This window comes from Ancylobacter sp., assembly GCF_965279025.1.
In the GTDB taxonomy this organism is placed as follows: domain Bacteria; phylum Pseudomonadota; class Alphaproteobacteria; order Rhizobiales; family Xanthobacteraceae; genus Ancylobacter.
Genome location: NZ_OZ257132.1, coordinates 4,045,839 through 4,071,255, shown reverse-complemented (window position 1 = coordinate 4,071,255; position 25,417 = coordinate 4,045,839). Strand labels below are relative to the sequence as shown.

Sequence of the window (25,417 nt, the reverse complement as noted above, 5' to 3'; positions counted from 1 at the left end):
TGTGCGACACCCATCAGGTCGAGGATACGTCAATGGAAACCAACAAGACGGCGGCGCGCCCCTGGGAACCCTGGTTCCAGCTCGGCTGCGGCATTCTTTGCATGGCGATGATCGCCAATCTTCAATACGGCTGGACGCTCTTCGTCGACCCGATCGACCAGGCGCATGGCTGGGGCCGCGCGGCGATCCAGACAGCCTTCACCATCTTCGTGCTGACCGAGACGTGGCTGGTGCCGATCGAGGCTTGGTTCGTCGACCGCTACGGCCCGCGCCTGGTGCTTTCCTTCGGCGCGGTGATGATCGCACTGGCCTGGGTCATCAACTCCTATGCCGGCTCGCTCACCATGCTCTATGCCGGCGCGGTGTTCGGCGGCATCGGCGCCGGTTCCGTGTACGGCACCTGCGTCGGCAACGCGCTGAAATGGTTCCCCTACCGGCGCGGCCTCGCGGCCGGCGCGACGGCGGCGGGCTTCGGTGCCGGCGCGGCGCTCACCGTTGTGCCGATCGCCAACACCATTGCCGCCCATGGCTACCAGACCGCGTTCTTCTGGTTCGGCCTGGGGCAGGGGCTGATCGTGCTGATCGCGGCCCAGTTCCTCTATCCTCCGCAGTTCAAGATTGCCGCGCCGAAGAAGGCGTCGACCCTGCCGCAGAGCAAGATCGACTACCAGCCCTCGCAGACGCTGGCCAAGCCGGTGTTCTGGCTGCTCTATCTGATGTTCGTCATGGTCGCTTCGGGCGGCCTTATGGCGGCGGCGCAGATCGGCCCGATCGCCCATGATCTCGGCGTGGCGGACACTCCGGTCAGCATCTTCGGCATCTCGGCGGCGGCGCTGACGCTGGCCATCTCCCTCGACCGCATCTTCGACGGCTTCGGCCGCCCGATCTTCGGCTATGTCTCCGACCGCATCGGCCGCGAGAACACCATGTTCATCGCCTTCGGAACGGCGGCGGTGATGCTACTGGTGATGGTCTTCCACGGCTCGAACCCGCTGGTGTTCGTGCTTGCCACGGCGTGCTTCTTCGGTGTGTTCGGCGAGATCTACTCGCTGTTCCCGGCGACCTGCGGCGACACGTTCGGCTCGAAATTCGCCGCCACCAATGCGGGCATGCTCTACACCGCCAAGGGAACGGCGGCGCTGCTGGTGCCGATCGCCAGTGTCGTGGCGGCGATCTATGGCTGGTATGCGGTGTTCGCCATCGCGGTCGGCCTCAACGCCACCGCCGCCCTTCTCGCCCTGTTCGTGCTGAAGCCACTGCGCGCCCGCTTCATTGCCCGCAGTGCAGTAGAGGCGGAAGCCGCCCCGGTGGTCGTCGGGCGCGAATCGCCCGCGCACTGAGGGTGACCGTCATGGCCGGGCTCGGCCCGGCCCTCGACGACGTCACGCGGCTCGACCCTTGAGGATGGGGCGTGGATCCCCGGGCCAAGCCCGGGGATGACGTTGCGATCATCAATCACGGCTCACACCGCATAGGTCTCCGGGCGGCGGTCGCGCAGATGGGTGTTCATCGCGCGGCCGGCCTTCAGCCGCGCCGGATCGAGATCGGCGAAGAGTAGTTCCTCGCCCTCGCCACCCAGCACCAGATTGCCGCCATTGGGATCGCCGACGCAGCTCAGCCCCATATAATCGAGCTCGCCTTCAATGCCGCATCGATTGGCATAGGCGACGAAAAGCTCGTTCTCGAAGGCCCGCGCCGGCACGACGAAATGCGAAACGGCGTCATAGGGCTTCATGTTGGCGGTCGGCACCAGCACCAGGTCGGCGCCCGCCAGCGCCAGCGCGCGCACGGCTTCGGGGAATTCGACGTCGTAGCAGATGAGCATGCCGACCTTGTAGCCCTCGAAGCGGGCTACCTCCGCCGAACCCTCGCCGGGCGCGAACATCGCCCGGTCGAGATCGCCGAACAGGTGCGTCTTGCGGAAGTTGAGCAGCGTCTCGCCATTCCTGCCGATCAGCAGGCAGGAATTATAGACGACGCCGCCGTTCGCCAGTTCGGGATAGCCATAGCAGAGCCCGATGCCGTGGGTGCGGGCGATCTCACCGGCACGCCGGGCGCTAGGGCCGTCCGCGCCCTCGGCGGTGGCCAGCGCCGCCTCGCGGCCGATATTGTAGCCGGTGAGGAACATTTCCGGCGCCAGCAGCAGGTCCGCGCCGCCTGCCACGGCCTTCGCCGCGGCGGCATCGAGAAGCGCCAGATTGTCGGCCGGCGCGTTCGACGGGGCGCCGGCCGTCTGCCAGAGAGCAAGGCGCATCAGGAGCCCTTCCGCGCCTTGAGCGCCGTCACCGACATGCAGAAGATCTCGAACAGCACCTGCGCCGCCGCATGGGCGGTGTTGGAGGTGGGGTCGTATTGCGGCGCGATCTCCACCACATCGCCGCCGATGACGTCGAGGCCATTCAGCCCGCGCAGCAGCTCCAGCACCTCGCGCGAGGTGAGGCCGCCGATTTCCGGCGTGCCGGTGCCCGGCGCGAAGGCGGGGTCGAGGCTGTCGACGTCGAAGGAGACATAGACCGGCCCGTCGCCCAGCACCTGCTTCGCCTTGTCGATGATGGCGGGCACGCCCATGCCGGTGACCTCCTCGGCATGGATCACCGTCATGCCGCTCTCATAAGAGAACTCCCACAGGAATTCCGCGCCGCCGCGAATGCCGATCTGGATGGTGCGTGTGGGGTCGAGCACCCCGTCCAGCACCGCGTTGCGGAAGGGGCCGCCATGGTGAAACTTGGCGCCCTCATAGGTGCCCGACGTGTCGCAATGGGCATCGATGTGCAGCATGCCGACCGGCCGCGTCTCGCCCACCGCCTTGAGGATCGAGCCGGTGATGGAATGGTCGCCGCCAACCGAGAGCGGAATGACGCCGGCCGCGACGATCTTCTTGTAAAAGGCCTCGATATCCTCATGGCAGCTGTCGAGGCTGAAGCGCGAGCGGAACGGCACGTCGCCGATATCTGCCACCTTGGCCTCGGCGGCCGGCACCATGCCCAGCACATGCTCATAGGGGCCGATGCGCTCAATGTCGCGCACGGCGCGTGGTCCGAGGCGGGCGCCGGCGCGGTTGGTGACGCCGAGGTCCATCGGCACGCCGATCAGCGCCATGTCGAGCCCACCGAAATCCGCCAGTTCCTGCGCCTCCGGGCGATAGGGGGCGTCGAGCAGGGTGGCGGCGCCCGCCCATGGCCAGACGCGTTTCTCGCCGTCCTTGAACTGCAGTTCGGCGACGCGCTTGAAGGTCGCGTCATAGACCACGCCGCCACCGACGCCGGCATATTTGGCCCGCAGCTTGTCGAGCTTTTCCTGATCGGACATTCGTGCCTCTGTGTGAGCCTTCTGGCTTCCGGAAGTCCGGTCAGGCTAACCTGTGCCGATGTCGGCGGGGAGGGGGCAGCGCCCCTTCCTTCGTCGGAGAGAGCGAGGTGTGGCGCGGTAGGCTCAGCCTATGTTCATCAGGAGGTCCGCCACCGCTTCCGGCGCGCTGAGGAAGGGCGAATGGCCGGTGTCGAGCTGGTGGACATGCGCGCCCGGCACCGCCGCCTGCATCTCCCGCTGCACCCCGAGCGGCAGGCCGCGATCCTGCAGGCACTCGATGTAATGCCGGCGCAGCTTGCCGAAGCGGTGCGGGGTGATGGCGGAGACGGCGGCGAAGGGCGCGTGCGGCGTGACGCGCACGAGATTGGGCAGCGCGCGGTCGATGTCGTGCTCGGTGCAATCGGAATAGAGCGAGCGGGCGATCAGGTCGCGGCGCGCGAGATCGAGCCCCAGCCCTTCCTTGCCGAGGCGCAGCATGCCCTGCGTCTCCACGATGGCCGGGTCCTTGAGATAGGTCGGCGTCATGACGAAATCGCGGGCACTCTTGCCGTTCGGGGCCATGAAGCCGGTAAGATAGACCAGCGCCTCGACGCGCTCCGGCATTTCCTCGCCGAGCCAGGTGCAGGTGGCGCCGCCGACCGAATGGCCGACGAGGATCGCCTTGCCCTCGATGGTCTCCAGCGCCGCGCGCACCGGGGCGGCGTAGATCGCGATGTCGGTGACGGCGGCGGTCGGTGTGGTGTCGAAGCCGTGGCTGGCGAGATCGGGCGCGATGACGGCATGGCCGGCGGCGCCGAGCAGGTTCGCCACCTTCTGGAAGCAGCCGCCCCAGTGCCAGGAGCCGTGGATGAGAATGAAGGTTGCCATGGCGTTTCCTCAAGCGATGCGTGGCGCGTGGTAGCGGCCGGCGCGCGCCGCGTCCAGCCTGGCATACCAGAGCCGGGCGGCCATCCGGCCACGCTTCGACCGAAGTTGCGCTTTGCCGGCGAGGGGCGACGGGGTACATTTTGCGCATGGCGCCGCGTTGAGCACAGGGCGTCGGAAGGACCGACCTCATGGCCTATCGCACCGTTGCCGGATCGCAGACTTACGCCTTCGCCGACCTGAAGGATTTGATGGCGAAGGCGACGCCGCTGCGCTCGGGTGACATGCTGGCCGGCATTGCCGCCGCCACGGCGGAAGAAAACGTCGCCGCCCGCATGTGCCTTGCGGACGTGCCGCTGAAAGCCTTCCTCAACGAGGCGCTGGTGCCTTATGAGGAAGACGAGGTCACCCGCCTCATCATCGACACGCATGATGCGGTCGCCTTCCGCATGCTGTCGCATATGACGGTCGGCGATTTCCGTGATTTCCTGCTCTCCGGCATCGCGACCACCGAGGTGCTGACCGCCATCGCGCCCGGCGTCACGCCGGAAATGGCGGCGGCGGTCTCCAAGCTGATGCGCAATCAGGATCTGATCGCCGTCGCCAAGAAATGCCGGGTGGTGACGAAGTTCCGCAACACGATCGGCCTGCCCGGCACCATGGCGGTGCGCCTCCAGCCCAACCACCCCACCGATGACCCGGCGGGCGTCACCGCCTCGATCCTCGACGGGCTGCTGTATGGCTGCGGCGATGCGGTGATCGGCATCAACCCGGCCTCGGACAGCGTGCCGGTGCTCAGTGAATTGCTGAAGCTGATCGACGGCATCATCCAGCGCTTCGAGATACCGACGCAGGCCTGCGTACTGACCCATGTCACCACCGCCACCGAGGTGATCAATCGCGGCGTGCCGGTCGATCTGGTGTTCCAGTCGGTGGCCGGCACGGAGGGCGCGAACGCGTCCTTCGGCATCCGCCTTTCCACGTTGCAGGAGGGGCGCGAGGCGGCGCTGTCGCTGAACCGCGGCACGCTCGGCGACAATGTGATGTATTTCGAAACCGGGCAAGGCTCGGCTCTTTCCGCCAACGCCCATCACGGGGTCGATCAGCAGACTTTGGAGGCGCGCGCCTATGCGGTGTGCCGGCCGTTCAAGCCGCTGCTGGTGAACACGGTGGTCGGCTTTATCGGGCCGGAATATCTCTATGACGGCAAGCAGATCATCCGCGCTGGGCTGGAGGACCACTTCTGCGGCAAGCTGATGGGCGTGCCGCTCGGCTGCGACGTCTGCTACACCAACCACGCCGAAGCCGACCAGGACGACATGGACACGCTGATGACGCTGCTCGGGGCGGCGGGCGTCACCTATATCATGGGCATTCCCGGCTCCGACGACGTGATGCTGAACTACCAGTCCACCTCGTTCCACGACCAGCTCTATCTCCGGCAGGTGCTCGGCCTGAAGCGCGCGCCCGAATTCGAGGCGTGGCTGCAGCGCATGGGCATCACCGGGCCAGATGGCAGCTTGAGGAAGCAGCAGGGCAATCACCCGCTGCTCGCCGCAGCAAAGGGGCTCGCGGCATGAGCGGCTCGCCTGCGGATAACGATCTCCCGGCCGATCCCGTGATCGAAGACGCGGTGCTCGAGGATAGCTGGCGCCGCCTCGCCGGTGTCACCCCGGCGCGTATCGCGCTGGGCCGCGCCGGCACCGGCCTGCCGACGCGGGAGGTGCTGCGCTTCGCCCTCGCCCACGCACAGGCGCGCGACGCCGTGCATCTGCCCTTCGATTCCGCCCGCATGGCCGGCGAGATCGCCGCGCTCGGCTTCGAAACGGTGGAGGTGACCTCGGCCGCCCCGGCGCGCGACGCCTATTTGCGCCGGCCCGATCTCGGCCGGCGGCTATCGGATGAGAGCCGGGCGGCATTGCGCGGGCGGGCGGCGACGCCGGTCGACGTCGCCATTGTCGTCGCTGACGGGCTGTCCTCCACCGCCATCCACGCGCAGGCCGTGCCTTTCCTCACCGCGTTCAAGGCGCGGATTGCGGAAGCGGGATGGAGCGTCGGGCCGGTGTGCGTGGCGTCCCAGGCGCGGGTGGCGCTGGGCGACGAAGTGGGCGAACGGCTCAGCGCCAGCGCCTGCGTGGTGCTGATCGGCGAACGGCCGGGCTTGTCATCACCCGACAGCCTGGGCCTTTACCTCACCTTCGGCCCCCGCGCCGGGCGCTCGGATGCCGAGCGCAACTGCATCTCCAACGTGCGCGGCGAAGGGCTCTCGCACGACCACGCCGCCTTCAAGCTCGCCTGGCTGCTGAAGGAGGCGCTGGCGCGGCGGATCACCGGCGTGACGCTGAAAGACGAAAGCGACCTGCTGCTGGTCGGTGGCAGGCCGCCACTGGCGCGGATCGGATAGTCATTTAGCTCGAATCGGTTGAACGCCGATCTTGCCATGCGAGCTGAGGCGCGCGGCGGGATGCGGCGCTATTTCTTGCGGCCGAACTCGCCGTCCAGCCAGTTGTCGGCCAGCGACATGCGCTTGAAGATGAAAGGTACGGCCCGCAGGCGATTGACCACCGGGCCCTTCTCCCACACATCGCCATGCTCGAACCCCATCATGATGGTGTAGCGCGGCAGCGTGAGGAAGGGCAGGCGCATCCGCTCCGACTTCACCACCACGAACTCCATGTGGAACGAGGGCGCGGCGAGATAATAAAGGCCTTCCGAGGGCTCGTACTTGGCCGAGAGCTTCGGCGCCACCGCCGGCGTACCGGAGCGGATCAGGGCGAGGTCGGCTTCCGTAAAGGGCAGTCGCGGGAGATCGCGGGCGGTGGCCAGCATCTCGCTCGGGGTCATTCGGGTCGCCATGTCGCCTCATACGCTCGGATGAGGGCCCTATCTGCCGCAAACCGGCGGCAGTGGGAAGACCTCCGGCCGCGCGTTTGCGTCGCGCTAGGCGACCGACTCATTAAACCGCATCCATATTCTGAGTGATGCGAGTTTTACGCCGGCGAGGAAATTGTCAGGTCGCTTGTCGTATCGGGTCGCAACGGCGCGGTAGTGCTTGATCTTGTTGAAGAAGCGCTCGACGAGGTTGCGATAGCGATACAAGAAGGGGCTGAAGGCTGGCACGTTCTTGCGGTTCGGCATGGGCTTGATGTTGGCCCATGCGCCTCGCTCGCGCAGGCTTTGCCGGAGTTCGTCGCTGTCATAGGCGCGGTCGGCCAGGAGGGTCTGGCCATCGACAAGCGCGCCGAGCATGTCGCGGGCGCTGCGTCCGTCATGAGCCTGGCCCTCGGTCAATTTCAGGGCGATCGGCAGGCCTTCGGCATCCACCAGAGCATGGATCTTCGTTGTCAGGCCGCCCCGCGAGCGACCCATGCAACCGGATCGGTCGTCTTTTTTTGGGCGTTGGCGGCGTGCTGGTGCACGCGGATGCTGGAGGAATCGATCATCTGGATGTCGCCATCGTAAGCCTTTGACACCGCTTCCAGAAGCCGATCCCAGACCCCCGCCTTGCGCCAGCGGTTGAAGCGGTTCACGCAGGTCGTGTGCGGGCCGTAGCGCTCGGGAATGTCGGCCCACGGCGCCCCGGTCCGAAGTCGCCAGAAAATCCCGTTCAGCACGCGCCGGTCGTCCACCCGAGGCACGCCCCTCGGCTTGTTCGGCAAAAGCGGCTGGATCACCGACCACTCGAAATCCGTTAGATCAAAGCGGGCCATCTCATCCTCCATCAGGAGAAATGAATCAGCCTCCGACCCAAAAGGGAATCCCGTTTATGGGTCTGTGACCTAATTGGCGGTGTCGCCTTCTTCGTATTCCGGCTCCGTTCCCCGATAGGGATCGGCGAGTGCCGCCGTGGGCTCGCTGACCGGGACCTTGCCGCCCGATGTCATGGCGGCCAGCTTCTGCGCGCCGGAGCGGCGCAGAATGTCGCGGAAGCTCTGGTGCATGCCGCCATCGACATAGGAGGCGTTTGCGGCAGGGCGCGAGGCGGAAAGGGCGGCGATGCTCTGCTCGTCCTGCGCCTGCTTGCTGGCGGCGGCCATCAGCGCGGCATCGGCCATTGGCATTGGGCACGGGGCGAGCGGATCGGCCATCGGCGGCGGCGGCTGGGTGCCGGGAGTGAAGCTGTAGCGCCCGCCGCAGGCCGAGACATTCGGCGGCACGCGGGTCACCGCGAACAGGTCGGTGCCTTCCTTCAGGTTGCGCCAATACGCCATGTTCGGGTTGGCGCGGTGCTCGGCCAGATTGGCGGGCGACATGCGGAAGGGCAGGGACTGCACCTGGAAGCCCGGCTGGCCGGCGGCCAGCGCCTCGCGGGCCAGCGCATAGACCTCGCCGACGCCGTCATTGGTCATGGCGTAGCAGCCAGCGGAGGTGCAGGCGCCGTGCACCATCAGCGCGCTGCCGCTATAGCCGAGCGCGCGTTCGAGTGCGTTGGGATAGCCGAGGTTGAACGAGAGATAATATTGCGAGCGAGAGTTCAGCTGGCCGCGCGAGACGGTGTAGAAGCCCTCCGGCGCCTGGCGGTCGCCCTCGCGGGTCTTCGGGCCCAGCTTTCCCGACCAGCGGCACAGCGGATAGGTCTTGAGCAGCGCGTAGCGGCCGGAGGTGGTGCGCTTCCACACTTCCAGCTCGCTCTCCTGCTTGTAGATGCGCACCATGATCGGGTCGTCCGGGCTCATGCCTTTGGCCGCCATCTCCTGCATCAGCCTCTGCGGGATGGGAATCGAGCCGCGATCATCGCCATCCATGTTCGCGCAGCCGGCGACGAGGACGGAGAGGCAGAGCAGGAAGGCGAGGCGCAACAGGTTCATGTCAGCTCGGCTAGCGGGGCAAGAAGGCGGATCGACGGCAGCGCGGCGCAGGAGAGCGAACGAATAGTCCATTACCCACGATTAGTGCCGACATGGTTTCCAGAGCGTTACGAACGCATGTCCCGCGCCAGATCGAGAAAGGCGCGGATGGTCTTTGCCTGGGTGCGTTCGCTAAGACAGATCAGCGCCTCCTCCATCAGCACCGGTTCGCCGGCGAGGGGAATCGCGACGAGACGGGGATCGAGCCCGAACTCGGCCTCGGAGACGAAGCCGATGCCGAGGCCGGCGGCGACGATCTCGCGCACCGCCTCGCGGCCTTCGGCCTCGATGGCGAAGGTCAGTTCCACGCCCGCCTTTGCCGCGCTTTCCTCCAGCCGCCGCCGGGTCTTGGAGCCGATTTCGCGGCCGACCAGCGGATGGCGCGCCAGCTCGGCGAGCGAGAGCGCCGCCGTGCCGGCCAGCGGGTGGTCGCGGGAGACGAAGGCGGTCACCGGCGTGGCGTTCAGGCGGATGATGTCGAACTCACGGCTCGGGTTCACGTCGCCGAGCACGCCGATATCCGCCTCGTAATTCACGAGGCTCTCGACCACGGTCTCCGTGTTTCCCGCACGCACCGCCACGGTGACGCCGGGGTAGGTCTCCCGGAAGGCGCGCAGGATATCGACGATGTGGTGCGCGGCATCCGCCACGATGCGCAACGTGCCGGCCCTGAGCGCGCGCGATTCTGACAGCAGCTCCAGCGCCTGTTCCTCCGCATCGAACAGCCGACGGGTGACGGCCAACAGGTTCTCGCCGGCGGCCGTCAGCGTAATCTGGCGGTGCGCGCGGTTGAACAGCAGCACGTCATATTCGGCCTCCAGCTTGCGCACCTGATCGGATATGGCCGGCTGGGTGAGAAAGAGCTCGGCCGCCGCGCGGGTGAAGCTGCCGGAGATCGCCACATGGTGGAAAGCGCGCAACTGGACGTACCGCATCGATTCCCACCGCTCGCCGCCTGTAAGACTTGATATCAGCTTAACTTATGGATGGATATAAATTAGCGATTTTGCAAATGGAGGCAATGCCGCCATCCTGGCCCTGCGGCGCAAGGACCGTGGGTTAGGACGCTCGAGATGCCGGCACTTGGGAATGAAGAAGCCGCGACCGCTTTCGACCCTCCGATCATGGGCGAGCCCTACCTGCTCACCCCCGGTCCGCTGACGACGTCGGCAGCCGTCAAAGAGGCGATGCTGCGCGATTGGGGGTCGTGGGACGCGGATTTCCGCGCGCTGACCGCCGAATTGCGGCGCCGGCTGCTGGCGATGATCGGCGATACCGAAGGCGCGTTCGACTGCGTGCCGATGCAGGGCAGCGGCACGGCCTGCGTCGAGGCCATGCTGGGCACGCTGGTGCCGCGCGACGGCAAGGTGCTGGTGCTCGCCAACGGTGCGTATGGGCTGCGGGCCGCACAGATCCTGCGCACCCTCGGGCGGGCCTTCGCCCTCATCGACAAGGGAGACTATCTTCCGCCGCGCGGCGAGGAAGTCGGGGCCGCGCTCGACGCCGACCCCGCCATCACCCATGTGCTGGTCATTCATTGCGAGACCAGCTCGGGCATCCTCAATCCCGTCGAGGAGATTTCGCAGGCTGTCCACGCACGGGGACGCAGGCTGCTGGTGGATTCGATGAGCGCCTTCGGTGCCTTGCCAGCGGATGTGAAGACACTGCATTACGAGGCCATCGTCTCCTCGGCCAATAAATGCATCGAGGGCGTGCCGGGGTTCGGTTTCGTCATCGCCCGCAGGAGCGCGCTGGAAGCGGCGAAGGGCAATTGCCATTCGCTGACCCTCGATCTTCACGACCAGTGGACGGTGATGGAAAAGACCGGCCAGTGGCGCTTTACCCCGCCCACCCATGTGATCGCCGCCTTCATCGAGGCGCTGCACCTGCACGCACAGGAAGGCGGCGTCGCCGGCCGAGGCGCGCGTTATGCCCATAACCGCGACGTGCTGGTGGCCGGGATGCGTGCCGCCGGTTTCGAAACGCTGCTGGCCGATCGCTGGCTCTCGCCGATCATCGTCACCTTCTTCTGCCCGGCGGACCCGAACTTCGCGTTTGCGCGCTTCTACGAGGTGATGAAGGCGAAGGGGTTCCTGATCTATCCGGGCAAGCTCACCGTGGTGGATAGCTTTCGCGTCGGCTGCATCGGGCATCTCGATGCTCAGGTGATGCGCGCCGTCGTGGACGCGGCTGCGCAGTCGCTGGCGCAGATGAATGTCGCCTCGGCCGCGCCGCCGGCGCATGTGCTGGACGCCCGCGCGAAGCTGGTGGCTTGATGACCCGCATGTCCTCCCCGTCGCCCTCCTTGGTGCATACCGAGGGCGAATCCAATACGTCGGCGGCACGCGCCGCGTGGGCGGCGCGTCGGCAGGACCGGGTCACCGCTGACCTCCTGCGGCGCGATTCCGACGCATTCCTGCACCAGAGCCTCTCAAGCCCGTGCGTGTCGGCCATCGCCAAGGCAGAGGGTATCTGGATCGAGGACACGAGCGGCCGCCGCACCATGGATTTCCATGGCAATAGCGTCCACCACATCGGCTATGGCCACCCACGGCTGAAAGCGGCGATCAAGGTGCAACTCGACGATCTGTGCTTCGCTCCGCGCCGCTTCACCTGCGCGCCGGCGGTGGAGCTCGCGGAGACGCTGGGGCGGCTGGCGCCCGGCACGCTGGACAAGGTGCTGTTCACGACAGGCGGTTCCGACGCCGTGGAAGTGGCGCTGAAACTGGCGCGGGCCGCCACTGGCCGCTTCAAGACGCTGTCCTTCTGGGACGCGTTCCACGGCGCGGGATTTGGCGCGTCGAGCGTCGGCGGCGAGGCGACGTTCCGCTCCGGCATCGCCGGCCCGCTGCTGCCGGGGGCCGAGCACGTCGCGCCCTGGGCCGGGCATGGCTGCGCCTATGGGCACGACAATCTTGAGGATTCGGCGCGCGCCTGCGCCGCCATGATCTCCTATGTGCTGGGACGGGAAGGCGATATCGCTGCCTTCATCGCCGAGCCAATGCGCGCCACGCCGCTGGTGCCGGCGCCGGGCTTCTGGAAGGCGGTGCGCGCGGCCTGCGACCGCCATGGCACGCTGCTGATCTTCGACGAGATCCCCACCGGGCTCGGCAAGACGGGCCGGCTGTTTGCCAGCGAGCATGATGGGGTGACGCCGGACATCATCGTGCTGGGCAAGGCGCTGGGTGGCGGCATCCTGCCGATTGCGGCGGTGATCGCGCGTCACGATCTTGACGTCGCCGGCGACTATGCCATCGGCCACTACACACATGAGAAGAACCCGGTAACCGCCCGCGCGGCGTTGACCACGCTCGCCATTATCCGCGAGGAGGGCCTTGCCGAGCGGGCGGCCGAACTCGGCGAGCACGCGATGGCGCGCCTGCACGACCTGATGGTCCGTTCGCCGCACATAGGCGATGTTCGCGGGCGTGGATTGCTGATCGGGGTGGAAATGGTCGTCGACAAGACGGACCGCCAGCCGCACAGGGAACTGGCCGAGGCGGTGTATTACCGTTGCCTGGAAGCGGGCCTGAGCTTCAAGATCAGCCAGGGCAACGTGCTCACCCTTTCGCCGCCGCTGGTCATTGCGCGCGAGGACCTCGACCGGGCGCTCGACATTGTCGAAGCGGCCATCCTCGCGGGCTGATATGCCCGCCTGACCTTGACGCCCACGCAGATCTCGAACCGGATGAACGCCATGTCACTGTCTCACCTCAAGGCCGTCGTCTTCGACTGGGCGGGCACCGTCGTCGATTTTGGCTCGCTGGCGCCGATGGGCGCCTTTGTCGATGCCTTCCGCGAATTCGACGTCGGCATCAGCGTCGACGAGGCGCGGGTGCCGATGGGCATGGCCAAGCGCCCGCATGTGGCGGCGCTGCTCGCCATGCCGCGCATCGCCGCCGAGTGGCAGCGCGTGCACGGCCACGCGCCCACCGAGGCGGATATCGATGCGGTGTATGCGGTGTTCGTGCCGAAGAACATCGCCGTGGCGGCGGACTATGCCGAGCTCATTCCCGGCGCGGCGACGACAGCGGCGGCGCTGCGCGCCGAGGGGCTGAAGATCGGCAGCACCACCGGCTACACGCGTGAGATCATGGCCAGGATCACCCCCATCGCGGCCGAGCAGGGCTTCACCTCCGACGCCATGGCCTGCACCGGCGACGCGCCGGACGGGCGGCCGACGCCCTTCCTGATGTGGAAGGTGCTGACCGAACTGCAGGTGCATCCCGCATGGGCGGCGGTGAAGGTGGACGACACCGAGGTCGGCATCGGCGAGGGCTTGAATGGCGGCGCCTGGACGGTCGGCGTGGCGGTGACCGGCAACGTGTTCGGCCTCTCCAAGGCCGATACGGCGGCGCTTTCGGCGCAGGAATTTGCCATGCGCCGGCGTTCGGCGGCGGAAAAGCTGGCGGCGGCCGGGGCGCATTATGTGGTCGACGGGGTGTCCGACCTGATGCCGGTGCTCGCCGCCATCAATGGCCGTCTCGCCCGGGGCGAGCGCCCCTGACTGGGCATGCTTGCCGGCGCCTTCCGGGCGTCGACAAGGAGGCGCGGTCGATCCGGGTCAGGACCGCTTCTGATTGTAGACGTCGAGGCAGACGGCGCCGAGCAGGACGAGACCCTTGATGACCTGCTGGTAGTCGATGCCGATGCCGAGGATCGACATGCCGTTGTTCATCACGCCCATGATCAGCGCGCCGATCACCGCGCCGCCGACGCGTCCCACGCCGCCATAGGCGGAGGCGCCGCCGATGAAGCAGGCGGCGATGACGTCAAGCTCGAAGCCGAGACCGGCCTTCGGCGTCGCCGTGTTCAACCGCGCGGCGAAGACGAGGCCCGCCAGCGCCGCCAGTACCCCCATATTGACGAAGGTGAGGAAGGTGAGCCGCTCGGTCTTGATACCGGAGAGCTTGGCCGCCTTCTCATTGCCGCCGACGGCGTAGATCTGCCGCCCGATGGTGGTGCGCGTGGTGACGAAGGCGTAGAGCGCGATCAGCGCGGTCATGATGACCAGCACGTTCGGCAGCCCGCGATGCGAGGCGATCAGATAGGCGAAATAGACGATGATGCCGAACAGGATGACGTTCTTGGCGACGAAGAAGCCATAGGGCTCGGTTTCGACATGATGCGCTTCCTGCCGGGCGCGGCCACGAAAGTTGAGCCAGACCATGGCCAGCGCCAGAAGCGTGCCCACCGCCAGCGAGGTGGGGTAGAGCGCGCCGGCATCGGGCACCAGTTCCGGGATGAAGCCGGAGGAGAGCTTCTGGAAGGTGGGAGGGAATGGGCCGACGGACTGGCCCGCCAGGATCGCCAGAGCGAGGCCCTTGAACACCAGCATGCCGGCGAGGGTGACGATGAAGGACGGTATCCTGAAATAGGCCACCCAATAGCCCTGCGCCGCCCCGATGAGCCCGCCCAGCGCCAGGCAGATCAGCGTCGCGGGGATGTAGTGGACATTGAACTTCACCATCAGCACGGCGGCGACGGCGCCGATGAAGCCGGCGACGGAGCCCACCGACAGGTCGATATGACCGGTGACGATGACCAGCAGCATGCCCAGCGCCATGATGACGATGTAGCTGTTCTGCAGCACCAGGTTGGTGAGGTTGAGCGGCCGCATCAGCGTCCCACTGGTCACCACCTCGAAGAAGATCATGATCGCGAAAAGCGAGATTAGCATCCCGTATTCGCGCAGGTTGTTCTTCAGGAAGCCGGCGTGATGCGCCTTGTCCTTCAGCGCGGTGTCGCTCATGCCAGTGCCTCCATGGGGCGTTGCTCTCCCTTGCGCATGATGGCGCGCATGATCTTTTCCTGCGTGGCTTCGGCTGCGGGGAATTCGCCGACGAAGGCGCCCTCGTTCATGACGCAGATGCGGTCGCAGATGCCGAGCAGTTCCGGCATTTCCGAGGAGATCACCACCACGCCCTTGCCGGCATCCGCCAGCTCGTTGATGATGCAGTAGATTTCATATTTGGCGCCGACATCGATGCCGCGCGTCGGCTCGTCGAGGATCAGCACCTTGGGGTCGGTGAACAGCCATTTGGACAGCACCACCTTCTGCTGGTTGCCGCCGGAAAGCTTGCCGGTTTCCTGGAACACGCTGTGGCAGCGTATGTGCATCCGCCCGCGATAGTCGGAGGCGACGCGCAGTTCCTTCAGGTCGTCGATCACCTTGCCCGGCGCGATGGCCGATAGGTTGGCGAGGGTGACGTTCTTGCGGATATCTTCCGCCAGCAGCAGGCCGAGCTGCTTGCGGTCCTCGGTGACATAGGCGAGACCGGTGTCGATGGCGCGGCGCACGGTGGAGAGGTCGGCCACGCGCCCGTCGAGTTCCGCCCGGCCGGTGATCTTCTGCCCCCAGGAGCGGCCGAAGATGCTCATGGCGAATTCGGTGCGTCCCGCGCCCATCAGCCCGGCAATGCCGACGATCTCGCCGCGCCGGACCTCGAAATCGACGTTCTTGATGACCTGTCGGTCGGAATGCAGCGGGTGATACGCCGACCAGTCCGTCACCTTGAAGATCGGCTCGCCAATGTGCGGCTCGCGCTTGGGGTAGCGGTGCTCCAGATCGCGGTCGACCATCTTGGCGATGATGCGGTCTTCCTCGACCGCGCCGTCGTGGCAGTCCAGCGTGTCCACGGTCCGGCCGTCGCGCAGCACGGTGATGCGGTCGGCGACCTTGGAGACCTCGTTCAGCTTGTGCGAGATGAGGATGGAGGCGATGCCGTGCGCCTTGAATTCCAGCAGCAGGTCGAGCAGCGCCGCGCTGTCCTTCTCGGACAGGCTGGCGGTCGGCTCGTCGAGGATGAGCAGGCGCACCCTCTTGGAGAGCGCCTTGGCGATCTCGACCAGTTGCTGCTTTCCCACGCCGATATTGGTCACCAGCGTGTCGGGGGATTCGTCCAGCCCGACCTTGGCGAGCAATTCCTTCGTGCGTCGGTGCACCATCCCGCGATCGATGACGCCGAAGCGCCCGGGCGGGTTGGCGATGAAGATGTTTTCGGCGATCGACAGCAGCGGGATCAGGGCGAGTTCCTGATGGATGATGATGATGCCCAGCGCCTCCGAGGCAGTGATGTCGCCGAAGCGCCGCTCCTCGCCGTCGAAGATGATGGCGCCCTCATAGGAGCCGTGCGGGTACACCCCGCTCAGCACCTTCATGAGGGTCGATTTGCCGGCACCGTTTTCCCCGACCAGCGCGTGGATTTCGCCGGGCCGGACGGTAAGGGTGACATCGCTGAGCGCCTTCACCCCGGTGAAGTGCTTGCTGATGCCCTGCATTTCCAGAAGAGCGTTCATGGCTCGCTCCGTGACGCGGACCCGCACCGGCGAGGATCGCCGGCGCGGGTCTCGGCGCTCATGTGACGTGTCAGTTGATCTCGCCCGGCTTGTAGTAGCCGGAGCCGATCAGCACCGCTTCCCAGTTGGACTTGTCGACCACTACCGGCTTGAGCAGGTAGGACGGCACGACCTTGACGCCGTTATTGTAGGTCTTGGTGTCGTTCACGGTCGGCTGCTTGCCGGTCAGGGTGGCATCGACCATGTCGGCGGTCACCTTGGCGAGTTCGCGGGTGTCCTTGAAGATGGTCGAATACTGCTCGCCGGCCAGGATCGACTTCATGGACGGCACTTCGGCGTCCTGGCCGGTGACGACCGGCATCTTCATGTCGCCCGAGCCGTAGCCCACGCCCTTGAGCGAGGACAGGATGCCGATGGACAGGCCGTCATAGGGCGACAGCACGCCGTTGAGCTTCTTGTCCGAGTAGTAGGCGCTGAGCAGGTTGTCCATGCGGGCCTGGGCGGTGGCGCCGTCCCAGCGCAGGGTCGACACCTTGTCCATGCCGGTCTGGCCGGACGGAATCTTCAGCGTGCCGTTGTCGATCAGCGGCTTCAGCACCGAGAGCGCGCCGTCGTAGAAGAAGTAGGCGTTGTTATCGTCCGGCGAGCCGCCGAACAGCTCGACGTTGAACGGGCCCTTGTTCTCGGGATAGCCAAGGCCCTTCAGCAGCGACTGCGCCTGCAGCACGCCGACCTGGAAATTGTCGAAGGTCGCGTAATAGTCGACATTCGGCGTCTCGCGGATCAGGCGGTCATAGGCGATGACCTTGATACCCTTGTCATGCGCCTGCTTCAGCACGTCGGAAAGCGTGGTGCCGTCGATCGAGGCGATGACCAGCACCTTGGCGCCCTTGGTCACCATGTTCTCGATCTGCGAGAGCTGGTTGGGGATGTCGTCCTCGGCATATTGCAGATCGGTATTGTAGCCGCGCTCCTTGAGCACCTTCACCATGTTGTCGCCGTCGGCGATCCAGCGGGCGGAGGATTTCGTCGGCATGGCGATGCCGACCGTCGCCTTGTCCTGGGCAGAGGCGGGGACGGTGAAGGCGAGGGCGCCAAGCGCCAGAGCGGAAAGCGTGGTCGTGAGCAGGCGTGTGGTCAGGCGTTTCATGATGAACTCCCTTGTGACTGTTGATGGCCGCCTTTGGCATGCCGGGTTTTTGGCGGGAGGGCCCGCATCGGGTTCGGGTCGGAAGCCTGGGTGCGTCAAGCCTCCCCATCTGGAGGGAAGGCCGCGTCATAGGCGGCGATGACCGCACGGGCCTTCGCCCGCACCTCGTCCGCCGTGGAACCGGGCTTGTAGAGGCTGGAGCCAAGACCGAAGGTGCGAATGCCGGCGGCCGCATAGGCGGCGAACTCCGCCTCGCCGACGCCACCGACCGCGCCGACCACCGTGCCGGGCGGCAGGATCACCGTGATCGCCTGGATGATCGATGGGCCCAGCAGATTGGCGGGGAAGAACTTCAGCCCCGAGGCGCCGGCCTTCACCGCAGCGAGCGCTTCGGTCGGGGTCACCACGCCGGGCATGGTGACCATGCCGTGGCCACTCGCGCGGGCAATGACGTCGGGATCGACATTCGGGCTAACCATCAGCCGCCCGCCGGCTTCGTTCAGCCGGTCGACATCCTCGACCGACAGCACCGTTCCAGCGCCGATCAGCACGTCGGATGGCGCCGTGCGGGCGACCATGGCGATGGAGCGGAACGGCTCGGGCGAGTTCAGCGGGATCTCGATCGCCTCGAGCCCTTCCTCGATCAGCGCGCCGACGACCGCCTCGGCCTCCTGTGGGCGCAGGCCGCGCAGGATGGCGACCAGCGAGCGGCGCATCGTCGGCCAGGGAATGCGACGGAGGGAGGGGGTACTCATGCGGGAGCCCTTTCGAGCCGGAAGGCGCTGAGGGCCGCGGCGTGCAGCCCGGCCCGGACGAATTCATCGGCGTCGTGCAGCATGACACGGTCGACGCCGGCAATCGCGAGGGCGGTCCGATAGAGCTCCGCCGCCGCTCCCGAGGCGATCAGCGCGACATTGCCGGACGCGCCGAAACGCGCGGCCCCGGCCAGCTCGCCACCGAGCAGCAGGCCGGAAAGCCGCGCCAGCGTTTCGTTCGGCCCCCCGCCCTCCAGCAGCCAGCAGGCCCGCAGGCGGAAGAGCAAATTGCCCAGCCTCTCCGGCGCGGCAAGGCCGTCGCGGACGCCGCGCGTGAACGCGTCCGAACGGGGGTCGACGGCTGTCGCGGCTTCGACCGCCGGCGCGACGATCGAGGTGCTGCGCAGCAGATGGAAAAGCTCGCCAGTCATGAAGGTGGCAAAGCGCCTGATCTCGCCGCCCTCGACCAGCACCCATTTGGAATGGGTGCCCGGCAGGCAGGCGAGCCCCTCGAAGCCGGTCGCGACAAGCGGCAGGAGCTGGGTCTCCTCCCCGCGCATCACGTCCGCCCCTTCCGTACCGCGCTGGGCGATGCCGGGAAGGATGCGAATCAGGCGCCGTACGGAGGGAACATGCGCGGCCTTGTCAGCCAGCCGGTCGAGGCTGGCGGGCGTGTCGACATAGGCCGCTTCGACCCATCCCGCGCGCGAGCCCACCATGCCGCACATCATCACCGGCACGCCATCGGGGATGGCCAGCGCGGCAAGATGGCTTTCCAGCACGGCCTCGAAACCTTCCACGGCCGACGTGGCTAGGCCCTGCGCGCTGCGCCGCTCCGCCAGCACGCGTCCGGCACGGTCGAGCGCCCACAGGCGAAAGCTCGACGTGCCCCAGTCGACGGCGATGTGCGAGACGCCGTCCATCACAGGCCCCCCAGCCGGACGCGCGGCTCGGTGCGGCCGCGCGCGCCGACATCGACGAGGAAGGTGCGGCCGTGCTCCGGATCAGCTGCGCGGGCGGCGTCGTCCATGCCCTCCCATGCCGAGGTCACGAGCACCCGGTCAAAGGCCGCCCCGACGAAGACCGGGCAGCTCGTCTGCCGCGCGGGCGTCGCGACGCTGCGCACGAGCTCGCCCTCGGGCGAATAGGCGTTTAGCCGCGCCCCGCCCCAGATGGCGCACCAGATCAGACCGCCGGCATCGGTGACGGCGCCGTCAAGGCCGCCTTCGCCGGCATGGCGATGCAGCAGCGTCGGCGCCTCCAGTGGCAGTCCCGTGCCGGGGTCGAGACGCACCCGGTGAAGCCGCCCGGCCGCCGTGTCGGCGAAATAGCCAGTCATCCCATCCGTAGAGAAGCAGATGGCGTTGGGAATCGATATGCCAGGAAACAGGGGCGTCACCGTACCGTCCCGGAACGCATAGACCGTGCCCGCGCCCGTCTCGGCGTTGCGTCCCATGGTGCTGAACCACAAGGTGCCGCTGGGATGAACGCGGGCATCGTTCGAGCGGGTCGCCGGGTTGTCGGCCTCGACTGACGCCACCCGCTCCAGGCGGCCGCCGGCGAGGTCGCGCAGGACCAGCCCGTGCTCGGTCACGAGCAACTGGCGGCGGTCGTCCACGTAGGCCAGAGCGCTCGCCATGGCGGGCAGGGGATGGATGACAATCTCGCCTGGGCCGAGCCGCGCTTCGAACAGGCGACGCTCGATGATGTCGAACCACCACGCGGTGTCGCTCGACGCGTCATAGCTCGGCCCTTCGCCGAGATGGCAGCGCTCCGCGCCGAGCCGTGCGATGCCTTCGGCGGCGCGCGTTGAATCGAGGGGATGCCAGCTAGTGATTGTCACGGGGCAACCCCTTGGTCTGGGCGATGCGCTGGTAGCGCACGGCCGGTTCCAGAACGGCGCCGGTCTCCAGTTGCCCTACGAAGCTGCGCTGGATTTCCTGCCAGGGCGTCTGGCTGGACGGGTAGGCATAGCCGCCGGCTGCTTCAAGCTCCGCGCGGCGGCGGGCGAGTTCGTCGTCGGAAACCAGCATGTTGGCGCTGTTGCGCTTCAGGTCGATGCGAACACGGTCACCCGTGCGCAGCAGGGCCAGCCCGCCGCCAATCGCCGCTTCCGGCGAGGCGTTGAGGATGGAGGGCGAACCCGACGTACCGGACTGCCGCCCGTCGCCGATGCAGGGCAGCGCGTGCACGCCCGCCTTGATGAGGTAGTCGGGCGCCCGCATATTGACCACCTCGGCCGCGCCGGGATAGCCGATCGGGCCGGCGCCGCGCATGAACAGGATGCACATGTCGTCGATCGCGAGAGCGGGGTCGTCGATGCGGGCGTGGTAGTCCTCCGGCCCGTCGAAAACCACGGCGCGGCCCTCGAAGGCCTCGGGGTCGTCCGGATTGGCGAGGTAGCGGGCGCGGAACTGGGCGCTGATAACGCTGGTCTTCATGATGGCCGATGAGAACAAATTGCCGCGCAGCACGCGGAAGCCGGCGTTCTCCTTTAGCGGCCGGCCATAGGGGCGGATGACCGCTTCGTCCTGGATTTCCTTGCCCGCGCAGTTCTCGCCGATGGAGCGCCCGTTGGCGGTGATCGCCCCCTCGGTGATAAGGCCTTGCTGCATCAGTTGGTTGACCACGGCCGGCACGCCGCCGGCATGGTAATAATCCTCGCCGAGATACTCGCCGGCGGGCTGGAGGTTCACCAGCAGCGGGATCTCCTCGCCATGGGTCTGCCAATCGTCGATGGAGAGCTCGACGCCGACATGGCGGGCCAGCGCGTTGAGGTGGACCGGCGCATTGGTGGAGCCGCCGATCGCCGAATTGACGCGGATGGCGTTCAGGAACGCCTCCCGGGTAAGGATGTCGGACGGCTTCAGGTCCTCATGCACCATTTCGACGATGCGCAGGCCGGTGCGGTAGGCGATTTCCTGCCGGTCGCGATAGGGCGCGGGAATGGCGGCGGAGCCCGGCAGCTGCATGCCCAGCGCCTCGGCGAGCGAGTTCATCGTCGTCGCGGTGCCCATGGTGTTGCAGTAACCCGTTGACGGGGCAGAGGAAGCGACCAGCCTGACGAAGCCGGCATGGTCGATCTCCCCGGCGGCAAGCAGTTCGCGGGCCTTCCACACGATGGTGCCCGAGCCGGTGCGCTCGCCCTTGTACCAGCCGTTCAGCATCGGCCCGACCGACAAGGCAATGGCGGGAATGTTCACCGTCGCCGCTGCCATCAGCAGCGCCGGGGTGGTCTTGTCGCAGCCGATGGTGAGCACCACGCCGTCGAGCGGATAGCCGTAAAGCACCTCGACAAGGCTGAGATAGGCGAGGTTGCGGTCGAGCCCGGCGGTGGGGCGCTTGCCGGTTTCCTGGATCGGATGGACCGGGAATTCGATGGCGATGCCGCCGGCCTCGCGGATGCCGTCCCGGGTACGCTTGGCAAGTTCGAGATGATGGCGATTGCAGGGGGACAGGTCGGAGCCGGTCTGGGCGATGCCGATGATCGGGCGCCCGCCCTGCAACTCGTCCTGGCTGAGGCCGAAATTGAGGTAGCGCTCGAGATAGAGCGCGGTCATGTCGATATTATCGGGATTGTCGAACCAGGCGCGGGAGCGCAGCGGCCGGTCGCTCTTCGGGGCTTTGCCGTGCATGGCGTTCTCCTCGGCTCAATCGTGAAACGGCGCGACGATCGTGCGCCGTGCCAGCAGGAAGGCGTCCGCCACGAGTTGCAGCGGGGCAAGGTCGACATCCGACCGGCCTTCCGCAACAAGCTGCACGAAGTGCGCGTAAATGCTGGCATATTCCGCTTCCGGCGGCAGATCGAGCGGCTGCCCGTCCAGCGACAGAAGCGCGCCGCCCTTCGAGAGGACCAGCGTGCCCCGGTCGGTCTCGACGGCGATGTCCCAGGTCTGCGGACCGGTCTGCAGGAAGTCGAGATCGGCATGCACCGCCAGCCCGCCCGCATCCGCCAGATCAAGCGTCGCGGCGATGGGCGAGGCGCAGTTGGCGGGGAAGGCGAGGTCGGCGCCGGTCACGAAAACCGGGAGGGGCAAGATCCGCGTCAGGATCGACAAGGCGTTGATTCCCGGATCGAAAACGCCCAGCCCGCCCGGCTCCCAGATCCAGCGCTGGCCGGGATGCCAGACACGCACATCCTCCTTCCAGGTGATCGTCACCGCGCGGGGGGCGGCCTCGGCGAGGAAGGCGCGGGCGGGTTCGACGGCCGGGGCGAAGCGCGAATGCCAGGTGGCGAAAAGGGTCCGGCCCGTCTCCTGCGCGGCGGCGACGAGGGGCGCGAGCTCGCTGACCGTGGCGCCGGGCGGCTTCTCCAAAATGACGTGTTTGCCGGCCCTTAGCGCCATTTCCGCAAGTTCCCGTCGCCCCTGTGGCGGGGTGCAGAGCGCCACGGCGTCAATCGCCTCGCCACTCGCCAGCAGCTCGGCGAGGGTGGCGAAATGAGCGACGCCGTCGAGGGCGGCATTGCGGCTTGCCACTGCCACCAGCTCGATCCCCGGCGTCGCGGCGAGGGCGGGCAGGTGCTGGTCGCGGGCGATTTTGCCGAGGCCGACGATGGCGAGACGGATCGGGCTCATGGACGGCGTTCCGGCGTGGACGATGAGGACGATGAGGTGGACGATGCGACCGATCGGTGCAGTGAGGCTTGCCAAATCATGATGACGCCTCGCCGCTGCGCGACGGTGCCATGGAACCGTCCATCAGGCGAGGCAGGCCGAGCGGGTTGCCCGCCTGCACGGCGGCCGGCAGCAGTTCTTCCGGCAGGTCCTGGTAGCAGACCGGGCGGAGGAAGCGCCGGATGGCGAGCGTGCCCACCGAGGTCGAGCGCGGGTCCGAGGTCGCCGGGAACGGGCCGCCATGCACCATGGCATGGCAGACCTCGACCCCGGTCGGCCAGCCATTGGCGAGGATGCGCCCGGCCTTGTCTTCGAGGATCGGCAGCAGGCTGCCCGCGAGGGCGTGGTCCGAGGGTTCGAGATGCAGCGTCGCGGTGAGCTGGCCTTCCAGCGCGCCGGCCACTTTCCGCATGTCGTCGGCATCTGCGCAGCGCACCACGAGCGACGACGCACCGAAGACCTCGTGGGAGAGGACCGGCTCGCGCAGGAATGCCTCTGCCTCGGTGACGAACAGCGCGGGGCGGCAGCCATTGGGGCCGCCTTCATGGCCGTGGGCGATCTCGGCGACCTCGCGATGGCTCTCCAGCGCGGCGACGCTCTTGCCATAGGCGCCGGCAATAGCCGGGGTGAGCATGGTGGCAGCGGTTGCGGCTGAAACGGCAGCCCCGGCACCGGCGATGAACCGGTCCAGCGGTGCGCCCGCCAGGGCGATCACAAGGCCTGGATTGGTGCAGAACTGGCCGGCGCCCAGGGTGAGCGAGGCGACGAAGCCGGTGGCCAGCGCCTCCGCCCGCGCTTGCAGCGCGCCGGGCAGCAGGAACACCGGGTTGATGCTGCTCATCTCGGCGAAGACCGGGATCGGCTCCGGGCGATTGGCGGCGATGCGGCACAGCGCCAGCCCGCCGGCGCGCGAGCCGGTGAAGCCCACCGCCTTGATGCGCGGATCGGCCACCAGAGCGCCGCCGAGCTCGTGCGAGGTGCCGGTCAGCAGCGAGAACACGCCCTCCGGCAGGCCGGCCTCCTGGACGGCGGCGCGGATGGCGCGGCCGACCAGCACCGACGTGCCGGGATGAGCGGGGTGGCCCTTGACGATGACCGGGCAGCCGGCGGCGAGAGCAGAGGCGGTGTCGCCGCCCGCCACCGAGAAGGCGAGCGGGAAATTCGAGGCGCCGAACACCGCCACCGGGCCGATGCCGATATGGCGCAGGCGCAGGTCTGCGCGCGGCAGCGGCTTGCGGTCGGGAAGCGGGCTGTCGAGGCGCGGCTCGTCCGCCCCGCCGCTGCGTATCCAGCCGGCGAACAGACGAAGCTGGCCGGTGGTGCGGCCGCGCTCGCCGGTGAGGCGGGCCACCGGCAGGCCGGTTTCCAGCGCGGCGCGTTCGATCAGCGCGTCGCCGAGCGCCTCGATCTGGCGGGCGATGGCGTCGAGAAAGGCGGCGCGCTGCTCCGGCGTCGTCGCCCGATAGATGGGGAAGGAATCGGCCGCGAGGGCCGCAGCCTGATCAACCTCGGCCGGGCCGGCATCGGCGAAGGCCGGCTCCAGCGTTGCGCCGGTGGCGGGATCGACCGCGTGGAAATGCCGCTCGCCCGCAATGTCGCGCGAGCCGATGAGCAGGGCGCCGGTGATGTCGCGCATGGTCATCACTTGCCCCACCGCAGCACGAGCGGGTCGAGCCGCCGGGCGAGTTCCAAAAGGCCGGCACGGGTGGCCGGGTGGACCGGGGGCAGGGGCGCGCGCAGCGTGTCATGCTTGATGACGCCGCCTTCCTGCATGAGGATCTTGGCGGTAGCGAAGCCGGCCTGGCGGTTCTCGTAATTGATCAGCGGCAGCCAGCGCATGTAGGCGTCCAGCGCCGCCTCGCGATTCCCCGCGGCATAGGGGTCGATGATGGCGCGGATGCCGTCGGGATAGCCGCCCCCCGTCATGGCGCCGGTGGCGCCGGCATCGAGATCGGCCATCAGGGTGATCGCCTCCTCGCCGTCCCACGGGCCGACAATGGACTCGCCGCCAGCCTCGATCAGCGCCCGCAGCTTGTTGGCCGCCTGCGGCACCTCGATCTTGAAATAGGCGAGGTTGGCGATCTCCTTCGCCATCTTCGCCAGGAACGGCACCGAGAGCGGCGTGCCGGCGACCGGGGCGTCCTGCACCATGATCGGGATGTCGATGGCGTCGGAGACGGCCTGGTAGAAGGCATAGACGGAGGCTTCCGGCACGCGGAAGGTGGCGCCGTGATAGGGCGGCATCACCATCACCATCGCCGCCCCGGCCTCCTGCGCGCGCTTCGAGCGCTCGGCGCAGATATGGGTGGCGAAATGGGTGGTGGTGACGATGACCGGCACGCGGCCCGCCACATGCTCCAGCACCGTGGTCATGACGAGGTCGCGCTCGTCATCGGTGAGCACGAACTGCTCGGAGAAGTTGGCGAGGATGCACAGGCCGTGCGAGCCGGCGTCGATCATGAAATCGATGGCGCGCTTCTGGCCGTCGAGATCGAGCCGGCCCTCGGCGTCGAACACGGTCGGGGCGACGGGGAAGACGCCCTTATACGGACCGGCGGCGGAAATGCTGGTCATCAT

The 25,417-nt window shown here is 67.4% G+C and carries 22 protein-coding genes and 1 pseudogene; 6 read left to right on the top strand and 17 right to left on the bottom strand.

The window, feature by feature from the left end:
- The first annotated feature begins 32 nt into the window (after positions 1–32).
- A complete protein-coding gene (oxlT, locus tag ACQY76_RS18985) occupies positions 33–1,340 on the top strand; it encodes an oxalate/formate MFS antiporter (RefSeq protein WP_428030251.1) in 1,308 nt (435 codons plus the stop codon).
- 122 nt (positions 1,341–1,462) lie between these two features.
- Here oxlT and ACQY76_RS18980 read toward each other — a convergent pair whose 3' ends face one another.
- The 3 genes from ACQY76_RS18980 to ACQY76_RS18970 all read right to left on the bottom strand — a co-directional run bounded on the left by ACQY76_RS18980 (position 1,463) and on the right by ACQY76_RS18970 (position 4,176).
- Entirely contained in the window at positions 1,463–2,254 is a 792-nt protein-coding gene (locus ACQY76_RS18980) for a carbon-nitrogen hydrolase family protein (RefSeq protein WP_428030250.1), read from the bottom strand.
- Entirely contained in the window at positions 2,254–3,309 is a 1,056-nt protein-coding gene (speB, locus tag ACQY76_RS18975; protein ID WP_428030249.1) for an agmatinase, read from the bottom strand. Before speB ends, ACQY76_RS18980 begins: the two co-directional genes overlap by 1 nt.
- Positions 3,310–3,432: 123 nt before the next feature.
- The gene (locus ACQY76_RS18970) at positions 3,433–4,176 is read right to left on the bottom strand and encodes an alpha/beta fold hydrolase (protein WP_428030248.1); all 744 of its coding nucleotides are present in this window, start codon (positions 4,174–4,176) and stop codon (positions 3,433–3,435) included.
- Positions 4,177–4,364: 188 nt separating this feature from the next.
- On the opposite strand from ACQY76_RS18970, the gene ACQY76_RS18965 reads away from it, so the two are divergent.
- A complete protein-coding gene (locus tag ACQY76_RS18965; RefSeq protein ID WP_428030247.1) occupies positions 4,365–5,753 on the top strand; it encodes an ethanolamine ammonia-lyase subunit EutB in 1,389 nt (462 codons plus the stop codon).
- Entirely contained in the window at positions 5,750–6,577 is an 828-nt protein-coding gene (gene eutC / locus ACQY76_RS18960) for an ethanolamine ammonia-lyase subunit EutC (RefSeq protein WP_428030246.1), read from the top strand. The genes ACQY76_RS18965 and eutC overlap by 4 nt, the downstream gene beginning before the upstream one ends.
- Positions 6,578–6,645: 68 nt before the next feature.
- Here eutC and ACQY76_RS18955 read toward each other — a convergent pair whose 3' ends face one another.
- The 4 genes and pseudogenes from ACQY76_RS18955 to ACQY76_RS18940 form a co-directional block, all read right to left on the bottom strand.
- A complete protein-coding gene (locus tag ACQY76_RS18955) occupies positions 6,646–7,029 on the bottom strand; it encodes a hypothetical protein (protein WP_428030245.1) in 384 nt (127 codons plus the stop codon).
- 84 nt (positions 7,030–7,113) lie between these two features.
- Positions 7,114–7,883: pseudogene (locus ACQY76_RS18950) on the bottom strand (IS5 family transposase).
- A 69-nt stretch (positions 7,884–7,952) separates the two neighbouring features.
- Positions 7,953–8,981: a L,D-transpeptidase family protein gene (locus ACQY76_RS18945; protein WP_428030244.1), complete on the bottom strand. Its 1,029-nt coding sequence runs from the start codon at positions 8,979–8,981 to the stop codon at positions 7,953–7,955.
- A 107-nt stretch (positions 8,982–9,088) separates the two neighbouring features.
- Positions 9,089–9,955: a LysR substrate-binding domain-containing protein gene (locus ACQY76_RS18940; protein ID WP_428030243.1), complete on the bottom strand. Its 867-nt coding sequence runs from the start codon at positions 9,953–9,955 to the stop codon at positions 9,089–9,091.
- 138 nt (positions 9,956–10,093) lie between these two features.
- Here ACQY76_RS18940 and ACQY76_RS18935 point away from each other — a divergent pair, with 138 nt between their 5' ends.
- Genes ACQY76_RS18935 through phnX form a run of 3 tightly spaced genes read left to right on the top strand, consistent with a single transcriptional unit; the run spans position 10,094 to position 13,527 of the window.
- A complete protein-coding gene (locus ACQY76_RS18935) occupies positions 10,094–11,296 on the top strand; it encodes a 2-aminoethylphosphonate--pyruvate transaminase (protein WP_428030242.1) in 1,203 nt (400 codons plus the stop codon).
- 8 nt (positions 11,297–11,304) lie between these two features.
- On the top strand, positions 11,305–12,666 hold the full coding sequence (gene pbfA, locus ACQY76_RS18930; protein ID WP_428030241.1) for a (R)-1-hydroxy-2-aminoethylphosphonate ammonia-lyase: 1,362 nt from the start codon (positions 11,305–11,307) through the stop codon (positions 12,664–12,666).
- Between the two features lie 42 nt (positions 12,667–12,708).
- Positions 12,709–13,527 carry a phosphonoacetaldehyde hydrolase gene (gene phnX / locus ACQY76_RS18925; RefSeq protein WP_428030240.1) on the top strand — a complete coding sequence of 273 codons (819 nt, stop codon included), beginning with the start codon at positions 12,709–12,711 and terminating at the stop codon, positions 13,525–13,527.
- Between the two features lie 57 nt (positions 13,528–13,584).
- On the opposite strand, the gene mmsB is transcribed toward phnX, so the two are convergent.
- The 10 genes from mmsB to ACQY76_RS18875 all read right to left on the bottom strand — a co-directional run bounded on the left by mmsB (position 13,585) and on the right by ACQY76_RS18875 (position 25,414).
- On the bottom strand, positions 13,585–14,772 hold the full coding sequence (mmsB, locus tag ACQY76_RS18920) for a multiple monosaccharide ABC transporter permease (RefSeq protein ID WP_428030239.1): 1,188 nt from the start codon (positions 14,770–14,772) through the stop codon (positions 13,585–13,587).
- Positions 14,769–16,319: a multiple monosaccharide ABC transporter ATP-binding protein gene (mmsA, locus tag ACQY76_RS18915; protein ID WP_428030238.1), complete on the bottom strand. Its 1,551-nt coding sequence runs from the start codon at positions 16,317–16,319 to the stop codon at positions 14,769–14,771. The genes mmsB and mmsA overlap by 4 nt, the downstream gene beginning before the upstream one ends.
- Positions 16,320–16,389: 70 nt before the next feature.
- Entirely contained in the window at positions 16,390–17,469 is a 1,080-nt protein-coding gene (gene chvE / locus ACQY76_RS18910; RefSeq protein WP_428030237.1) for a multiple monosaccharide ABC transporter substrate-binding protein, read from the bottom strand.
- Between the two features lie 95 nt (positions 17,470–17,564).
- A complete protein-coding gene (locus tag ACQY76_RS18905) occupies positions 17,565–18,224 on the bottom strand; it encodes a 2-dehydro-3-deoxy-6-phosphogalactonate aldolase (protein WP_428030236.1) in 660 nt (219 codons plus the stop codon).
- The gene (locus ACQY76_RS18900; RefSeq protein WP_428030235.1) at positions 18,221–19,147 is read right to left on the bottom strand and encodes a 2-dehydro-3-deoxygalactonokinase; all 927 of its coding nucleotides are present in this window, start codon (positions 19,145–19,147) and stop codon (positions 18,221–18,223) included. Before ACQY76_RS18900 ends, ACQY76_RS18905 begins: the two co-directional genes overlap by 4 nt.
- Positions 19,147–20,067 (bottom strand): SMP-30/gluconolactonase/LRE family protein, encoded by a 921-nt coding sequence (locus tag ACQY76_RS18895; protein ID WP_428030234.1) that lies wholly within the window; start codon positions 20,065–20,067, stop codon positions 19,147–19,149. The genes ACQY76_RS18900 and ACQY76_RS18895 overlap by 1 nt, the downstream gene beginning before the upstream one ends.
- Complete coding sequence (locus tag ACQY76_RS18890) at positions 20,054–21,859, bottom strand: IlvD/Edd family dehydratase (protein ID WP_428030233.1); 1,806 nt, start codon at positions 21,857–21,859, stop codon at positions 20,054–20,056. Before ACQY76_RS18890 ends, ACQY76_RS18895 begins: the two co-directional genes overlap by 14 nt.
- Positions 21,860–21,874: 15 nt before the next feature.
- The gene (locus tag ACQY76_RS18885; RefSeq protein WP_428030232.1) at positions 21,875–22,801 is read right to left on the bottom strand and encodes a Gfo/Idh/MocA family protein; all 927 of its coding nucleotides are present in this window, start codon (positions 22,799–22,801) and stop codon (positions 21,875–21,877) included.
- A gap of 76 nt (positions 22,802–22,877) precedes the next feature.
- Entirely contained in the window at positions 22,878–24,482 is a 1,605-nt protein-coding gene (locus tag ACQY76_RS18880) for an aldehyde dehydrogenase (NADP(+)) (protein WP_428030231.1), read from the bottom strand.
- A complete protein-coding gene (locus tag ACQY76_RS18875) occupies positions 24,482–25,414 on the bottom strand; it encodes a dihydrodipicolinate synthase family protein (protein WP_428033057.1) in 933 nt (310 codons plus the stop codon). The genes ACQY76_RS18880 and ACQY76_RS18875 overlap by 1 nt, the downstream gene beginning before the upstream one ends.
- Between the last annotated feature and the right edge of the window lie 3 nt (positions 25,415–25,417).

Excerpts from the sequence above, each read along its gene's own strand:
- oxlT (WP_428030251.1), top strand. The coding sequence starts at position 33 with ATGGAAACCAACAAGACGGCGGCGCGCCCCTGGGAACCCTGGTTCCAG.
- ACQY76_RS18980 (WP_428030250.1), bottom strand. The coding sequence starts at position 2,254 with ATGCGCCTTGCTCTCTGGCAGACGGCCGGCGCCCCGTCGAACGCGCCG.
- speB (WP_428030249.1), bottom strand. The coding sequence starts at position 3,309 with ATGTCCGATCAGGAAAAGCTCGACAAGCTGCGGGCCAAATATGCCGGC.
- ACQY76_RS18970 (WP_428030248.1), bottom strand. The coding sequence starts at position 4,176 with ATGGCAACCTTCATTCTCATCCACGGCTCCTGGCACTGGGGCGGCTGC.
- ACQY76_RS18965 (WP_428030247.1), top strand. The coding sequence starts at position 4,365 with ATGGCCTATCGCACCGTTGCCGGATCGCAGACTTACGCCTTCGCCGAC.
- eutC (WP_428030246.1), top strand. The coding sequence starts at position 5,750 with ATGAGCGGCTCGCCTGCGGATAACGATCTCCCGGCCGATCCCGTGATC.
- ACQY76_RS18955 (WP_428030245.1), bottom strand. The coding sequence starts at position 7,029 with ATGGCGACCCGAATGACCCCGAGCGAGATGCTGGCCACCGCCCGCGAT.
- ACQY76_RS18945 (WP_428030244.1), bottom strand. The coding sequence starts at position 8,981 with ATGAACCTGTTGCGCCTCGCCTTCCTGCTCTGCCTCTCCGTCCTCGTC.
- ACQY76_RS18940 (WP_428030243.1), bottom strand. The coding sequence starts at position 9,955 with ATGCGGTACGTCCAGTTGCGCGCTTTCCACCATGTGGCGATCTCCGGC.
- ACQY76_RS18935 (WP_428030242.1), top strand. The coding sequence starts at position 10,094 with ATGCCGGCACTTGGGAATGAAGAAGCCGCGACCGCTTTCGACCCTCCG.
- pbfA (WP_428030241.1), top strand. The coding sequence starts at position 11,305 with ATGTCCTCCCCGTCGCCCTCCTTGGTGCATACCGAGGGCGAATCCAAT.
- phnX (WP_428030240.1), top strand. The coding sequence starts at position 12,709 with ATGAACGCCATGTCACTGTCTCACCTCAAGGCCGTCGTCTTCGACTGG.
- mmsB (WP_428030239.1), bottom strand. The coding sequence starts at position 14,772 with ATGAGCGACACCGCGCTGAAGGACAAGGCGCATCACGCCGGCTTCCTG.
- mmsA (WP_428030238.1), bottom strand. The coding sequence starts at position 16,319 with ATGAACGCTCTTCTGGAAATGCAGGGCATCAGCAAGCACTTCACCGGG.
- chvE (WP_428030237.1), bottom strand. The coding sequence starts at position 17,469 with ATGAAACGCCTGACCACACGCCTGCTCACGACCACGCTTTCCGCTCTG.
- ACQY76_RS18905 (WP_428030236.1), bottom strand. The coding sequence starts at position 18,224 with ATGAGTACCCCCTCCCTCCGTCGCATTCCCTGGCCGACGATGCGCCGC.
- ACQY76_RS18900 (WP_428030235.1), bottom strand. The coding sequence starts at position 19,147 with ATGGACGGCGTCTCGCACATCGCCGTCGACTGGGGCACGTCGAGCTTT.
- ACQY76_RS18890 (WP_428030233.1), bottom strand. The coding sequence starts at position 21,859 with ATGCACGGCAAAGCCCCGAAGAGCGACCGGCCGCTGCGCTCCCGCGCC.
- ACQY76_RS18885 (WP_428030232.1), bottom strand. The coding sequence starts at position 22,801 with ATGAGCCCGATCCGTCTCGCCATCGTCGGCCTCGGCAAAATCGCCCGC.
- ACQY76_RS18880 (WP_428030231.1), bottom strand. The coding sequence starts at position 24,482 with ATGACCATGCGCGACATCACCGGCGCCCTGCTCATCGGCTCGCGCGAC.
- ACQY76_RS18875 (WP_428033057.1), bottom strand. The coding sequence starts at position 25,414 with ATGACCAGCATTTCCGCCGCCGGTCCGTATAAGGGCGTCTTCCCCGTC.